We start from the raw sequence: 14,640 nt of genomic DNA on the forward strand, positions 1-14,640 counted from the left end.
TTGCTTGGCGACCATAGCGTTGTGGACCCACCTGATTCCATGCCGAACTCAGAAGTGAAACGCAATAGCGCCGATGGTAGTGTGGGGCTTCCCCATGTGAGAGTAGGACATCGCCAGGCTTTAATTTTGGAACCACGTCTAAAGACGTGTTTACCACTGCGGAGTGGTAGTTCAGTTGGTTAGAATACCGGCCTGTCACGCCGGGGGTCGCGGGTTCGAGTCCCGTCCACTCCGCCACTTATTCAGACAAAGTTAAGTCTTTAAAACAACTACAGGGGTGTAGCTCCAATTGGCAGAGCAGCGGATTCCAAATCCGCGTGTTGGGAGTTCGAATCTCTCCACCCCTGCCATATTTAAGGCTCTAGTCGAAAGACTGGAGCCTTTTTGCTTTTTGATATTGAAGTAATCAATTGGCAGAGCAGCGGATTCCCCGATTTACCAAAAACAGCGCGTGTTGAGGCGAAGCTTTTGAATCTCTCCACCCCTGTCATATTTGAGGCTCTAGTCGAAAGACTGGAGCCTTTTTGCTATTTGATATTGAAGTAATCAATTGGCAGAGCAGCGGATTCCCCGATTTACCAAAAACAGCGCGCGTTGAGGCGAAGCTTTCGAATCTCTCCACCCCTGCCATATTTAAGGCTCTAGTCGAAAGACTAGAGCCTTTTTGCTTTTTGATATTGAAGTAATCAATTGGCAGAGCAGCGGATTCCCCGACTTACCAAAAACAGCGCGTGTTGGGAGTTCGAATCTCTCCACCCCTGCCATATTTAAGGCTCTAATCGAAAGACTAGAGCCTTTTTACTTTCTGTAACAAAGGTATGTCGTTACTTCTAGGTGATAGCAGTAATCCTTTTGCTCCAATTGAACCTCTCCCTCCCTCTATAGATTTAGATAGGCTCTTATCATTACGAGCTGAACCCCTCACCTATATTAACTTCTTATCAACCAATAAAGATCTCAGAGCAAGACTTTGCTCGTATAAGTTCGTTGTTAGATTTAGTTTTTACAATATTCAGCTATGCTCATAATCAAGGGCTGACAGTGCAGTAAAATGATGAGAGGGATAAGGAATGCTAAAGAAATGGGGGAACGGGTTATTATTGTTCTTGGTCTCTTTGTCAGTGCACGCGGTTCCTACGCAATGGGAAGGTGTAGATAGCCCGACACGTAATCAAACTAGTTCAATAGGCTCTTATGCCAACGGCTGTTTAGATGGTGCGCAGGCACTTCCGCTACAAGGTTTGGGTTATCAGGTTATACGTCCTCAGAGAAAGCGATATTATGGCCATACAGATGCGATTAGGTTTGTAGAAGAGCTTGGTAAAAGTGTTAATGACAATCTGAATCAAGTGCTTATGATCGGTGATATTTCACTTCCTCGTGGCGGCCGCTTCTCCTCTGGTCACTCTAGTCACCAAACCGGATTAGACATTGATATATGGCTTAGACTGAATGATAAGAACCTTTCTCTGAATCAACTAGCCGTGCCTACACCGATAAGTGTCGTTGACCTAACTAATTACAAGTTGCGTAAAGAAAATTGGCAAGACAACCACTTTGAAGTACTTCGATATGCGGCAAAAGATCCGAATGTCGCGCGTATATTCGTCCACCCAGTAATTAAACAAACACTGTGTGATTCTGAGACAACACAGGGTGATGAACGCAAGTGGCTGGGAAAGATAAGACCTTGGTGGGGGCATCATTCGCATTTTCATGTTCGTCTCCACTGTCCTAAAGATGCAGCGAGTTGTGTTGAGCAGAAAGCACCACCAAAAGGGGATGGTTGTGGTTATGAACTTGCAAGTTGGACGCCTAAACAGATACCAGTTCCTCCACCGACTAAAGTCGCCAAATCAAAACCAAAGAAAAAAAAGGTGATGCCAGAATATTGTTCATCTGTCATCGCTAACTGATCGTTCGAAGCAAAATTACCGGTTTTTGAATCGCTTCAGAAACTGGAGAAATGTCACACTTTTGTCTAGAGTGAGTAAAGAGTAAATAAGAATATCGTTTGATATTTCATCTTTCACAATCCGACAAAAACAAAAACAGAGTCGAAGTGGCATAGTTGGGTCATAACAAGAATGTTTTTGGGGTGACAAATAGGACTTACACGCCGTATATAAGAATTAGAGTCTAGATACCCGTCGATAAGTAATTCGAGGACAAAACCATGACAATGATTTGTGCGAAGGAGTTTTCTGAGTGGTTAAGGCATAGATTTAGCAGTGAGGTTTCAGGTGTTTCTTTAACACGAGAAGATTTAAATAGCTTAACAGGGCGACAGCGCGTAGACCCTGGTTTTATCAATGATGTGCATTATGAGTTGATGCAGTATGGGATGGCCTTCGTAACCGACACAAGTCGAGAAAACTTTTACCTTGTACATGTCTCTCAAGCATCCAATTGGAGAGAGAGGCTAGAGTATCAATTCGAGAAAGACTTGTTCTGTAATATTTACCCGATAGAGAAGTCAGGATAAAAAAAAGGTTCAACTTAACGCTAAGTTGAACCTTTTAATTTTAGGTGAGGCCTTGAATGATGACGAACTTCTCTAAGAGTTGATCATCAGTTTCGATGTGATTTGGGTCTGTAATGATACATTTTGTTATCGGGCATACAGACTGACACGTCGGCTTTTCGTAGTGACCTTTACACTCAGTACAGAGATCTGGGTCGATCTCGAAGATCGTGTCACCCATAGTGATTGCACCATTTGGGCATTCAGGGTCGCACATATCACAGTTAATGCACTTGTCAGTTATTAGCAGAGCCATCTTTCAGCCTTAAGGTTACTTACCTGTTGGGTTACGAGTATCCTGACCAGAGTTTAGGTTACGCATTAATAGGCCGTATTCTAGATCCATATCTGCAGGTACAGGAATGAATACGAAGTGGCCGTTTCCTTTTGCGTCCTCAATTTGTTGTGACTTGCGGTTTTCCATCGCTTCTAGAGTGAAAACAACGTTGCCTTTTGGCGTCATTAGCTCAAGGCTGTCACCAATAATGAATTTGTTCTTCACTTCTACTTCAGCTAGGTCACCACGGCGTTTACCTGTGAATTCACCAACGAATTGTTGTGCATCGGATACAGAGTAACCGTAGTCGTAGTTCTGATACGTGTCGTGAGTGTGACGACGTAGGAAGCCTTCGGTGTAACCACGGTGAGCTAAGCTCTCTAGAGTACCCATTAGGCTCTCATCGAATGGTTTGCCTGCCACGGCATCATCGATTGCTTTACGGTAAACCTGAGCGGTACGAGCACAGTAGTAGAAAGACTTAGTACGACCTTCGATTTTCAGAGAGTGAACACCCATCTTCGTTAGACGCTCAACGTGCTGGATCGCGCGTAGGTCTTTCGAGTTCATAATGTATGTGCCGTGCTCGTCTTCAAACGCAGCCATTTTCTCTTCAGGGCGGTGTGCTTCAGAAAGTAGAACCACTTCATCTGTTGGCTTACCACGACCAATAGTCGTTTCAGGGCGCTCGTCTTGAACCTCAACAGCTTGTGCTTCAGCTGGATCGAACTTCTCAACGATGTCGCCAGTCTCGTTCTCTTTGCCTTCTTCTACTTTGTATTCCCAACGACAAGCGTTAGTGCACGTACCTTGGTTAGGGTCACGTTTGTTGATGTAACCAGAAAGCAGACAACGACCAGAGTACGCCATGCATAGAGCACCGTGAACGAATACTTCTAGCTCAGTTTCAGGACAGTGTTCGCGGATCTCTTCGATCTCTTCAAGTGATAGTTCACGAGAAACGATTACGCGCTCAACACCATTAGCTGCCCAGAACTTTACTGTAGCCCAGTTAACCGCGTTTGCTTGTACAGATAGGTGGATTGGCATTTCTGGGAATGCTTCACGAACCATCATGATAAGACCTGGATCTGACATGATAAGAGCGTCAGGGCCCATTTCCACAACCGGTTTTAGGTCGCGGATGAATGTTTTCAGTTTAGAGTTGTGCGGCTGAATGTTACACACAACGTACAGCTTCTTGCCTTGGGCGTGAGCTTCGTTGATACCAATTTGTAGGTTTTCGTGGTTAAACTCGTTGTTACGAACGCGAAGGCTGTAACGAGGTTGGCCTGCATATACCGCATCTGCACCGTAGGCAAATGCATAACGCATGTTTTTAAGGCTACCAGCTGGTGATAATAGTTCTGGTACAAATGGTTTTTGTGTCGTCATTGCTTCTTTCTCTAATCTGATCTCAAGTCAGGTTGACATCACCAAGTGATATCAAAGGGGCGCAAATTTTACGCTAAAATGAGATCCAACACTAGTTATTTAGGGTAGAAGCCAATAATAAAAGCAGGGGTATTAGCGGGCTCTCAAGAGAATAGACCTTGAGAGCCTGACTTGATTATGCTTCAGGGTGAGGTAGACCACCTAAAGAATCAAATAGATTTGGTAGGAAAGCGCTGAACTCACCACACAGTAGAGAGAAGTCGGCATCAAATCGAGCTGCTTGATCTTCACGTGGAATGTCGTCGTTTTCGTCTTTAAGGTCATCGCTGAATTTCAGGCGCTTAATGCTGCCATCTTCACCAAGAATGAACTCAATACGATCTTGCCAGTTAACAGCAAGCTTAGTGACGACTTTGTTTGCTTCGATGTGGTTCTTGATCTCGTCAGCTTCTAGCTCTTGCTTCTTAACGCGAACGATACCGCCATCCTCTTGGATAGATTTAAGCTCTGCTTCGTCCAGCATGTTAATGCCTTGCGGAGTGTCGCCCGTTTTCACCCACTCCGTTAGGGTTTCATCGATTGCACGCTCTGGAATTGCAGGTACCACAGGTAGGCTACCCATTGTTTTACGTAGCAATGCCAATACGTCTTCGGCCTTTTTGTAGCTGCTCGCATCAACAACAATGAAGCCTTCTTTTGGCATGATCAAAGCGTATGTGAAGTTGCTGCGACTGAACGCGCGCGGAAGAAGATCGATGATGATGTCTTCTTTGATGCTGTCTTTCTCTTTTTTCTTCACAGGTTGGCCTGATTCAACCTCAAGCGCTTCTACTTTTGCATTCAATGTTTCTTTGATCACTGAAGCGGGTAGCATCTTCTCTTCTTTCTTTGCACAAATCAGAATGCGGTTTTCAGAAACATGCGTCATCATGTCACCGTGCTTACCCATAGCGTGAACCCAACCAAACTTCTGTTTGTCTTGGCTGCCGCAAGGTGTGAAGCGAAATTCTTCTAGCTGCTTCTCTAGCTTGTCTGCATTGAACTCAATATCACGATTGAAGCGATACACTAGGCAATTTTTAAACCACATATACTTTTTCTCATACCTTTTTAGAAGTGCTCCATCATAGGGGATTTGATCGAATTTGTCGTTAATTCGCTATCAAAACTTCTAAAGTGAAACGATTGAGACAGTTATATTAAAATTTGTTTTCAAAGGTCACAAAAGTGTCATAATTAACTCTGATAATGCAATGCGTTGATTAAATACAAAGGCTATTCAATTATGTCGAGAAGGATTCTGGTCGTTGAGGATGAAGCACCTATTCGTGAGATGCTGTGTTTTGTACTTGAACAAAAAGGCTACCAAGCAGTAGAAGCTGAAGATTACGATACAGCGGTTAACAAGCTATGTGAACCTTTCCCAGATCTAGTATTACTAGATTGGATGCTACCGGGTGGTAGCGGTATTAATTTCATCAAGCATATGAAGCGCGAAGAACTCACTCGTAACATCCCAGTGGTAATGCTGACAGCGCGTGGTGAAGAGGAAGACAAGGTTCGTGGTTTAGAAGTGGGCGCAGATGACTACATCACTAAGCCATTCTCACCAAAAGAACTGGTTGCTCGTCTGAAAGCGGTCATTCGTCGTGTGACACCAACGGCTCTCGAAGATGTGATCGACGTGCAAGGCCTCAAGCTTGACCCTGTTTCTCACCGTGTTACCGCGAGTGACGGCCCTGTTGATATGGGACCGACAGAATTCAAAATGTTGCATTTCTTTATGACGCATCAAGAGCGTGTATATAGCCGCGAGCAGCTACTGAATAATGTTTGGGGAACCAACGTTTACGTAGAAGACCGTACTGTGGATGTACATATTCGTCGCCTTCGCAAAGCTCTTGAAGCGGCAGGTCACGATAAACTGATTCAAACAGTTCGCGGTGCTGGCTATCGCTTCTCTACAAAAGCTTAATATATGGCTTCGATGCCCGATTTACGGAGTCCTGAATGGTTGAAAAGTTAACCTGGAAGAAGCTGGCTTGGGAGCTGGCTTTTTTTTACGCACCTTGGTTTATAGTTGGCTGGATATTTGGCTATCTGCCTTGGTTATTGTTGGCTGCTACGGTATTGCAGTTGGCATGGCATCTTCACAATCAAATGCGTCTATCGGCGTGGTTGTGGGATGAAAAGCGATTAACACCACCTTCAGGTTCTGGAAATTGGGAATCTCTGTTTAACGGCATCTATCGCATGCAACAGAGACAGCGTCGTAAGCGTAAAGAGTTAACCAATCTGATTCGTCGTTTCCGTAATGGTGCGGAATCGCTGCCTGATGCCGTTGTGGTATTTCGTAGTGAAGGCAATATTGTTTGGTGTAACAAACTCGCTCAATACTTACTCGGCTTTCGTTGGCCGGATGATTCTGGTCAGCCGATCTCCAATCTGATTCGCACTCCAGATTTCATAAAGTACCTCAATAAACAGGACTTCTCTGAGCCATTAGAGATGCCTTCTCCCCTGAATGTCGAGCGTATGCTGGAATTACGTATCGTGCCCTACACTGAGGGCGAGCACCTTATGGTGGTGCGTGATGTTACTCAGCTTAAGCAGCTTGAGGGCATGCGTCGTAATTTCTTTGCTAACGTTTCTCATGAACTGCGTACACCAATGACTGTGCTTCAAGGATACCTTGAGATGACTGAAGACCCAGATATGGTTGTCGGCCCGATGTGGAGTAAAGCGCATGGGGTGATGACAGAGCAGTTGAATCGCATGAATAGTCTAGTCAATCAATTGTTGACGTTATCCAAGATTGAAGCGGCTCCAATGCATGACCTGGATGAAGTGGTTAATGTTCCTGCGATGCTCGAGGTACTCGAGAAAGAAGCGACAAGTTTGAGTGGTGATAAAGAGCATAAGCTTGAATTTGATATCGATAAGAGCTTACGTGTTCTCGCCGATGAAGATCAGCTGCGCAGCGCTATCTCCAATCTGGTGTACAACGCCGTGAAATACACACCTGCAGGCGCTACGGTGAAGGTGCGTTGGTATCAAACCAGTCAAGGTGCCTGTCTAGATGTCTCCGATACCGGTGATGGTATTGAGCCTCAACACCTGCACAGATTAACTGAGCGTTTCTATCGTGTAGATAAGGCGCGATCTCGAGATACCGGAGGGAGTGGCTTAGGGCTCGCGATTGTGAAGCATGCACTCAGCCATCACGACTCACATCTCGAAATACAGAGTAAAGTTGGCGTTGGGAGTCGTTTCTCCTTTACGCTACCAAGCCGTCTAACAGTTCAATGAGTCAATTGATGAGAAAATTGTCCGTCTCTAGCCTTTTGATTGCCACTCTAACCATGAGTGGCATCGTTCGTTCTGAGCAAACTACGGAATCTCTGCCAGACTACAAAAAAGTCCATGGTATTTCGGGAAGTCTCTTATCGGTTGGATCAGATACCTTGGCTGGTATGACAACACTGTGGATGGAAGAGTTTAAGACTTACTACCCAAATGTGAATGCGCAGGTACAGGCTTCAGGTTCGTCGACCGCTCCTCCTGCATTGACCGAGGGCACAGCACACTTAGGGCCAATGAGCCGACCAATGCGCCTTCGTGAGATTGAAGCCTTTGAGCGTGAACATGGATATAAGCCGACCGCACTTAAAGTTGCTATCGATGCTATTGGTATCTTTGTTCATCGAGATAATCCCATTCAAGGGCTGAACTTTCGCCAAATTGATGGGATCTTTTCTCAAACTCTACGCTGTGGTGCCAATCAATCCTATGAGACTTGGCAAGACCTGGGTATCACCCAAAGTTGGGCTAAGCACCCGTTTCAGTTGTTCGGACGAAACTCGGTTTCAGGGACATATGGTTACTTCAAAATGAATGCGCTATGTGGCGGTGATTTTAAAAACCGTGTCAATGAGCAACCGGGCTCTGCCTCAGTAGTTCAGTCTGTTTCATCGTCGATTAGTGGTATTGGTTACTCAGGTATAGGCTATCGAGTGGCTGGCGTTAAATTGATTCCGGTAGCAATTCAAGGTGATGATTACGTTGATGCTACGCGAGAAAACATCATTGATGGTGATTACCCATTATCTCGATTCCTCTACGTTTATGTGAATAAGCATCCAGAGAGACCGCTTTCACCAGTAGAGCAGGAGTTCCTAACTTTTGTGTTCTCAAAGCAGGGGCAAGAGTTGGTTGAAAAGGATGGCTACGTAGCGATTCCAAGAGAGTTTGCCCAACAAGAGCTAGCTAAAGTTGGACTGTAATCGCGCTACTTTATGAAGGCTTGGCTTCGGTATTATCATCGAAACTATTGTCTTCTAAGTCATTGTTATTGAAATGATGGTTATCGAAGCTAAGCTGCCAATCGACTTGCTCCCAGAGTTCTTGCTCTTGTGTTAAATCTGCAGCGAGCAGCTTGTTTTCAGTCAGCCACTCTGGGTTATTACAGCTCAGCTTCCAATGATCTTTATTTACGGGCTCTATTTTAATATCTAACAGTGGCGCATCATTACGCTGTCCATTCAATAAAATAGCTAAACGAAGAATTTTCACTAAACCGATTATCTGCTTTTTCTTGAACAGGCTGAAATCGGGTATCTCTTGAAGCTTTAAAGACTTACGTTGGAAGCGTGCCAAAGTCGCCATCACCGACTGCTGCTCACTGTTGAAGCCCGGCATATTGGTGTGCTTTAAGATGTAGGCAGAGTGACGATGAAATCCTTGAAAGCTAATACTAAGACCGACTTCATGGAGTAGGGCACTCCAACTTAAGAGGTCAAATAGCTGACTTTTTTTCTTGATGCCAAGTGAGTCTTGCAGTTGATGGATAAACTCTAAGGCTTGGCCTTTAACCCGTGCCGCATGTTCTAAGTCGACCTGATGTTTGAGTGCTAAGTTTTCCGTGGTTCGCATTCGAATATCGGAGCGTTGAAAGCGCTCTTCCATTTCATACAACAGACCCTCTCGAAGTGCACCATCTGAAAAGTGCATCTCCTTGATCGATAACGCTTTGAAAATACCCGTAAGAATAGCAACACCCGCCGCAAATACCGGCTGACGCTCAACGGTTAATCCCTTAATGTCTATATCGTCAATGGTTTTGTGCTCGCATAAGGTATCGATAAGGTGTTCTAATCTTTTCTCTGTGATGATTGAGTCTTCATAACCTAAGCCAATTAGGACTTCTTTGATGGCTTTAATCGTACCTGAAGAGCCTAGAGCGGCCTCCCAGCCTCTCTTTTTATATTGTGCAGTCAGTGGCTCGAGGCGCTGTTGGGCAGCGATTATCGCTTTAGCAAAGTTCTTTGATGAGAGTTTATTATTGGCGAAATAGCGATGAGTAAAACTTACACAGCCCATTTGTTTACTATTGACCAGCTTGGCTTCAAAGCCTTCACCAATGATCAGTTCGGTACTGCCCCCGCCAATATCAACCACCAGTTTAGAGTCGGATTCGGGTTGGGTGTGCGCAACGCCAAGATAGATGAGACGAGCTTCCTCTTGGCCAGGGATCACTTCAATTGGGAAAGGGAGTACCTCTTTTGCTCTCTGGATAAAAATATGAGCATTGTTTGCTTGTCGAAGGGTATGAGTTGCCGCGATACGAACGTTGTCTAACTCAAAACCTTGTATGCGCTCTGCAAACATAGCTAAACACTCAAGGCCTCGCTCCATGGCACTGTTGCTGAGGTTAGACTGGCTGTCTAGGCCAGAACCTAAACGCACGCGCTGTTTGTGGCGGCTGACAAGTTGTAGCTCTTGGCCAATGACCTTCGCGACGACCATGTGGAAGCTGTTGGAGCCTAAGTCAATGGCCGCGACATTTCGGATTGGCGTAGATGCCGCCTCAAGCAAGGCGGTATCTAGGGAAGTATTTTTTTCTTTAGAGGAAGCATCGTTAGTTTTGCTCATCGTCTGGCTTTGGTTCCCTGGCTTTTCTGGTGTGCTTTTCGACCTGCTTGAGGTAATCATAGATGGCGACTTGTGAGCGAACTTTTTTACGGTTACCACGTGGAACGTAATTATTGCTCATCTCTTTATCAATCCATCTAGCTTTAACTGTATCGGTAAAATGGAGATTTACAATATCAATGATACGTTGTTTCAAACGTTCATCACGGATTGGTGCCGCAACTTCAATGCGGTGGTCAATGTTTCGAGTCATCCAATCTGCAGACGAGATGTAGACCTGTGGATCTCCATCATTATGCGTGATAATGACGCGAGGGTGCTCAAGAAAACGGTCAATAATGCTAATAATTTCAATGTTTTCACTGATACCTTCCACGCCTGGAACTAAAGAGCACATACCTCGAATGATCATGCGAATTTTCACACCTGCACTGCTTGCACCATAGAGTTTATTAATCAACCCTTTGTCTACAAGGTTGTTCACTTTTAGCGTTAGCTGCGCTTTCTTGCCGGCGTTGGCATTTGAGATCTCACCATCGATCAGGCGGTATAGTTTTTTACGAGAATTGCGCGGTGAAACAATTAAGTGATCGAAGTGTACAGGGCGGTATGGGTTTTCAATGTACTCAAAAACGTTACGTACCTCATTTGCCAAATCTTGGTCGGCAGTCAGGAGAGAGAAGTCCGTATAGATGCGAGCATTTTTTTCATGGAAGTTGCCAGTACCGATATGAGCATAGCGGGTAATCTCTTCCCCTTCGCGACGGCTAATCAAGAGCAGCTTTGAGTGGATCTTCAAGCCGGGTGCACCAAAGATAACGTGTACGCCGGCTTCGGTAAGCACTTTCGCCCACTCAATGTTGGCCTCTTCATCGAAGCGAGCTTGCAACTCAACCACCACTGTGACGCTTTTTCCATTGTGTACAGCATCAATGATCGAGTTCATCAGCTTGGAATTTTTCGCCACTCGATAGATGTTTATCTTAATGCTGATCACTTTAGGATCGAACGAGGCTTGGCGAACCAACTCTGTGATATGGTCAAAGGTGTGATAAGGATAATAGAGTAGAATATCTTTCTCTTTGATCGCATCAAATGTGTTGTGGAAGCCGTCGAAGTCGGCGCACTTCATCGGGGGGAGAGGTTTATTTTCCAGGTACTCACGACCCATGTTTGGGAAGGCGATAAAGTCTTTGAAATTATGATATCGGCCACCTGGGATTAAGCTGTCATAGTTAGACATCCCAAGTTTGTTACATAAGAAATGGAGCATCTTTTCAGGCATGGTATGCTCATACACAAAGCGCACAGGCATGGCACTCAATCTTTGTGCGACCCCTTCCGACATCTGCTCTAGCAGACTATGCTCGACTTCATAACTGAGATCATACTCGGCATCTCGGGTCATCTTCATGGCGTAGCAATTGAGGCTATCGTACTCAAAGAACCCTTTGAATAGATCGTCAATACAGTAGCGAATGATGTTGTCGAGCAGAATGATGGTCTTGCGACGCTTGCCTTTCGGTTCTGGCACTTTAACGAAGCGAGGGAGGTGATCGGTCGGTATTTCGATCAGGGCATAACTGGACTGTTGATCTTTTTCTAGCTCGACGGTGAGATACGCATACTCATCTTTTAGAAATTGTAATACGTCGATCTCATCGGTCATCAGTAGCGGGGTGATGTGAGGCAGTATTTCTTTACGAAAATACTTTCGGATCCACTTTATCTGCGACTCATTTAATTGTGTTTCATTGACCAGAAAGATGCGCCGTCTTGCCATCTCTAGAATCAATTCATTGTAGAGTTCATCAAACCTTTGATTGAGTTTTAGTGCTTTGGTTTGCATTTTAGCCAAGAGATGCTTTGAATTATCATTAATGCCGCGCTCTTGGTTAATTAAGATTCGGCGTTTGACATCAGCAAAGCGAACTTTGTAAAACTCGTCCAAGTTGTTGGAGAAAATACCCAAAAAGCGGACACGTTCTATCAAAGGAACATGTTTGTCTGCGGACTCTTGCAATACTCTCTCATTAAAAGAGAGCCAGCTAAGTTCTTTTTCTATGTAGAGTTTTTCCGCATTCATTAAGACTCTCCTTGATTGACTGACGCATTTTTTGGGGCTTAAATTATAAAAAATAAGCAGCGTATGCTCATTTTGTTACGGTATTATTGCAATTGAAAGTTTATGCAAAAGTTGCTACTAGTTTCAGTTATTTAATGTGACCTGTAATATAATTGTCATCTAATCGAAATATTATGATATTAGCTCAAAAAAGGTAGATAGAAAGATGACCCCAAGCCAATTTTCACTGAAAGAAAAAGACAAGAAGCGATGGTTGAAAGACCGTCTTGTCCGCTTTTCTGTGACGTGCGGCGGGGTAAGTGTTCTGGCAGCTTTAGTACTGATCTTCATTTATCTCGCTATGGTCATCCTGCCGGTATTCTCTGATGCTGATATCCAGGTCAGTGATAATCGAAAGTCTCTTAATGTAAACAATGCTGTAGCGCTGTCCGTCGATGAGTATGGTAAGCATGCCTTTACTATTGAAAACTCAGGTAAAGTACAGTTTTGGGACTTAGATACACAAAACTCAGACTCTTATTTTTCTGAGCAGATTATCGCAGCACCGGTTGCTTTCGCTCGTAATACTCCAGCGGAAAATTGGTTTGCATTTGCGATGAACAGTGGCGACATCACCTTCTTCTCTCCTGAATTTAGCGCGCCGTTATACAAACCGAACAGTATTGCTGAACCTAAGGTACAACGATTAAATACCATTGAACGTTTCTTATTGGTGACGGAAAGTAATGGAGCTGAGATAGAGCACTTTGCTTTCTCACGTCATGGCTCACAGTTGACCATCACTGCTCAGCTCACCGATCAGCGTTTACTTGTAAAATGGTATCAAGCCGATCTACAAGGCAATTACCATCAGCAGGCAAGTCAATGGCTCTCAACTAAGTTTAGTCAACAAGATCAGATCTTGATGACACCTGATGGCAATACGCTTTACTTGAGAGCAGGATCTGAGCTGGCGGTACTAACACTCAGCCAATCCCAGTTTTCGGTTAGAGAGCTGGTGGACTTGAGTCTGAGTGATGAAAAACACGCCGTGAAGACGATTGATCTGCTGTCTGGCGCTTATTCTCTGCTCGTTACCCATAACGATGGGCAGGTTTCACAATGGTTTGATGTGCTCAAGGATAAACAGCGCAGCCTAACCCACATTCGAGACTTTCAACTCGCAGAAGAAGTACAGTTCATTCTGCCCGACACCTATCGAAAGGGCTTTTACAGCTTCTATAAAAATGGCACTTTGCAAAGCCATTACACCACCAGTGAAAAACTGTCTTTGTTTGAGCGTGCCTTTGAAAAATCGCCACAGTTGGCCGCGATGTCCGCTAATGAATTACATCTCGTGGCATTGATAGACGATGAAATTCGCGTAGCCGCGGTTGATAATGAATATCCTCAGATCTCACTGTCCTCCTTGTGGCAGAAGGTATGGTATGAAAGCTATCCAGAACCTGCTTACGTATGGCAATCGACATCAGCCAATGACGACTTTGAAGAGAAGTTCAGCTTAATACCGATCACTTTCGGAACGATTAAAGCTGCGTTGTTTGCGATGCTTTTTGCAACGCCGATTGCTGTGTTAGGTGCCATTTACACGGCCTATTTCATGTCGCCAAGAATGCGCCGAGTTGTGAAGCCGTCGATTGAACTTATGGAGGCTTTGCCTACTGTTATCATCGGCTTCTTGGCTGGTTTATGGTTTGCGCCTATTGTCGAAACCCATCTTACGGCGGTTTTCTCTTTGATGATTGCCCTTCCATTAAGTGCATTGCTGACCGGGTTGGTTTGGTATGTAATTCCTAAAGGCTTTACTCGCCGATTCTCTAATGGCTGGCATGCATTGATACTGATACCGGTGTTAGTTATTACCATTATCTGTGTGTTCTTGTTAGGGAATCAGATTGAAGCTCTGTTGTTTGGTGGGGATATTCGCACTTTTCTTGCTGGATACGGCATTGGCTTTGACCAAAGAAACGCTCTGGTGGTTGGTTTTGCTATGGGCTTTGCTGTGATTCCTACCATCTTTACCATCGCAGAAGATGCGATCTTCTCTGTACCCAAGCATCTCTCTGACGGGTCGCTAGCCTTAGGTGCTACGGCATGGCAAACACTGATTTATGTGGTATTACTGACTGCAAGCCCGGGTATTTTCTCTGCAATCATGATGGGGTTAGGGCGCGCTGTGGGTGAAACCATGATTGTACTTATGGCGACAGGTAATACCCCGATTTTAGATTGGAACATCTTAGAGGGGATGAGAACGCTATCTGCGACCATCGCAGTTGAGCTACCTGAATCCGAAGTTGGTGGCTCCCACTTCCGCTTATTATTCTTAGCGGCGTTGCTGCTGTTTGTCTTTACTTTCGCTGTAAACTTCTTAGCGGAGTGGGTAAGACAACGACTGCGCGACAAGTATCGTGCGTTATAGTTTTG

At 44.8% G+C, this 14,640-nt stretch carries 11 protein-coding genes, 2 tRNA genes and 1 rRNA gene; 9 read left to right on the forward strand and 5 right to left on the reverse strand.

Annotation, left to right across the window (positions count from 1 at the left end):
- Positions 1-3: 3 nt before the first annotated feature.
- The 5 genes from rrf to L1D60_RS17990 all read left to right on the forward strand — a co-directional run bounded on the left by rrf (position 4) and on the right by L1D60_RS17990 (position 2,485).
- Positions 4-119, forward strand: a 5S ribosomal RNA gene (rrf, locus tag L1D60_RS17970).
- 41 nt (positions 120-160) lie between these two features.
- Positions 161-237, forward strand: a tRNA-Asp gene (locus L1D60_RS17975).
- A 36-nt stretch (positions 238-273) separates the two neighbouring features.
- Positions 274-350: transfer RNA gene (locus tag L1D60_RS17980), tRNA-Trp, on the forward strand.
- A gap of 720 nt (positions 351-1,070) precedes the next feature.
- On the forward strand, positions 1,071-1,916 hold the full coding sequence (gene mepA, locus L1D60_RS17985) for a penicillin-insensitive murein endopeptidase (RefSeq protein ID WP_239842315.1): 846 nt from the start codon (positions 1,071-1,073) through the stop codon (positions 1,914-1,916).
- 260 nt (positions 1,917-2,176) lie between these two features.
- The gene (locus L1D60_RS17990; protein WP_032551264.1) at positions 2,177-2,485 is read left to right on the forward strand and encodes a hypothetical protein; all 309 of its coding nucleotides are present in this window, start codon (positions 2,177-2,179) and stop codon (positions 2,483-2,485) included.
- 40 nt (positions 2,486-2,525) lie between these two features.
- On the opposite strand, the gene L1D60_RS17995 is transcribed toward L1D60_RS17990, so the two are convergent.
- From L1D60_RS17995 to rdgC, 3 genes are all read right to left on the reverse strand, one after another.
- Entirely contained in the window at positions 2,526-2,780 is a 255-nt protein-coding gene (locus L1D60_RS17995; RefSeq protein ID WP_032551266.1) for a YfhL family 4Fe-4S dicluster ferredoxin, read from the reverse strand.
- A gap of 15 nt (positions 2,781-2,795) precedes the next feature.
- Complete coding sequence (yegQ, locus tag L1D60_RS18000; protein WP_239842316.1) at positions 2,796-4,196, reverse strand: tRNA 5-hydroxyuridine modification protein YegQ; 1,401 nt, start codon at positions 4,194-4,196, stop codon at positions 2,796-2,798.
- A 175-nt stretch (positions 4,197-4,371) separates the two neighbouring features.
- Positions 4,372-5,286 carry a recombination-associated protein RdgC gene (rdgC, locus tag L1D60_RS18005; RefSeq protein WP_152468190.1) on the reverse strand — a complete coding sequence of 305 codons (915 nt, stop codon included), beginning with the start codon at positions 5,284-5,286 and terminating at the stop codon, positions 4,372-4,374.
- Between the two features lie 195 nt (positions 5,287-5,481).
- Between rdgC and phoB the strand changes: the two genes are divergently transcribed.
- The 3 genes from phoB to L1D60_RS18020 are packed head-to-tail and all read left to right on the forward strand — an operon-like array spanning position 5,482 to position 8,479.
- Positions 5,482-6,171 carry a phosphate regulon transcriptional regulator PhoB gene (gene phoB / locus L1D60_RS18010; RefSeq protein ID WP_032551271.1) on the forward strand — a complete coding sequence of 230 codons (690 nt, stop codon included), beginning with the start codon at positions 5,482-5,484 and terminating at the stop codon, positions 6,169-6,171.
- 35 nt (positions 6,172-6,206) lie between these two features.
- The gene (gene phoR, locus L1D60_RS18015; protein WP_239842317.1) at positions 6,207-7,505 is read left to right on the forward strand and encodes a phosphate regulon sensor histidine kinase PhoR; all 1,299 of its coding nucleotides are present in this window, start codon (positions 6,207-6,209) and stop codon (positions 7,503-7,505) included.
- A complete protein-coding gene (locus tag L1D60_RS18020) occupies positions 7,502-8,479 on the forward strand; it encodes a phosphate ABC transporter substrate-binding protein PstS family protein (RefSeq protein WP_275665739.1) in 978 nt (325 codons plus the stop codon). Before phoR ends, L1D60_RS18020 begins: the two co-directional genes overlap by 4 nt.
- 10 nt (positions 8,480-8,489) lie before the next feature.
- Here L1D60_RS18020 and ppx read toward each other — a convergent pair whose 3' ends face one another.
- Together ppx and ppk1 are read right to left on the reverse strand one after the other, a co-directional pair.
- On the reverse strand, positions 8,490-10,127 hold the full coding sequence (gene ppx / locus L1D60_RS18025) for an exopolyphosphatase (protein ID WP_275665740.1): 1,638 nt from the start codon (positions 10,125-10,127) through the stop codon (positions 8,490-8,492).
- Positions 10,114-12,213: a polyphosphate kinase 1 gene (gene ppk1 / locus L1D60_RS18030; protein WP_239842318.1), complete on the reverse strand. Its 2,100-nt coding sequence runs from the start codon at positions 12,211-12,213 to the stop codon at positions 10,114-10,116. Before ppk1 ends, ppx begins: the two co-directional genes overlap by 14 nt.
- 205 nt (positions 12,214-12,418) lie before the next feature.
- On the opposite strand from ppk1, the gene L1D60_RS18035 reads away from it, so the two are divergent.
- Complete coding sequence (locus tag L1D60_RS18035; protein ID WP_239842319.1) at positions 12,419-14,635, forward strand: ABC transporter permease subunit; 2,217 nt, start codon at positions 12,419-12,421, stop codon at positions 14,633-14,635.
- Positions 14,636-14,640: the final 5 nt, after the last annotated feature.

The organism is Vibrio sp. Isolate30 (genome assembly GCF_022397975.1).
GTDB lineage: Bacteria > Pseudomonadota > Gammaproteobacteria > Enterobacterales > Vibrionaceae > Vibrio > Vibrio fortis.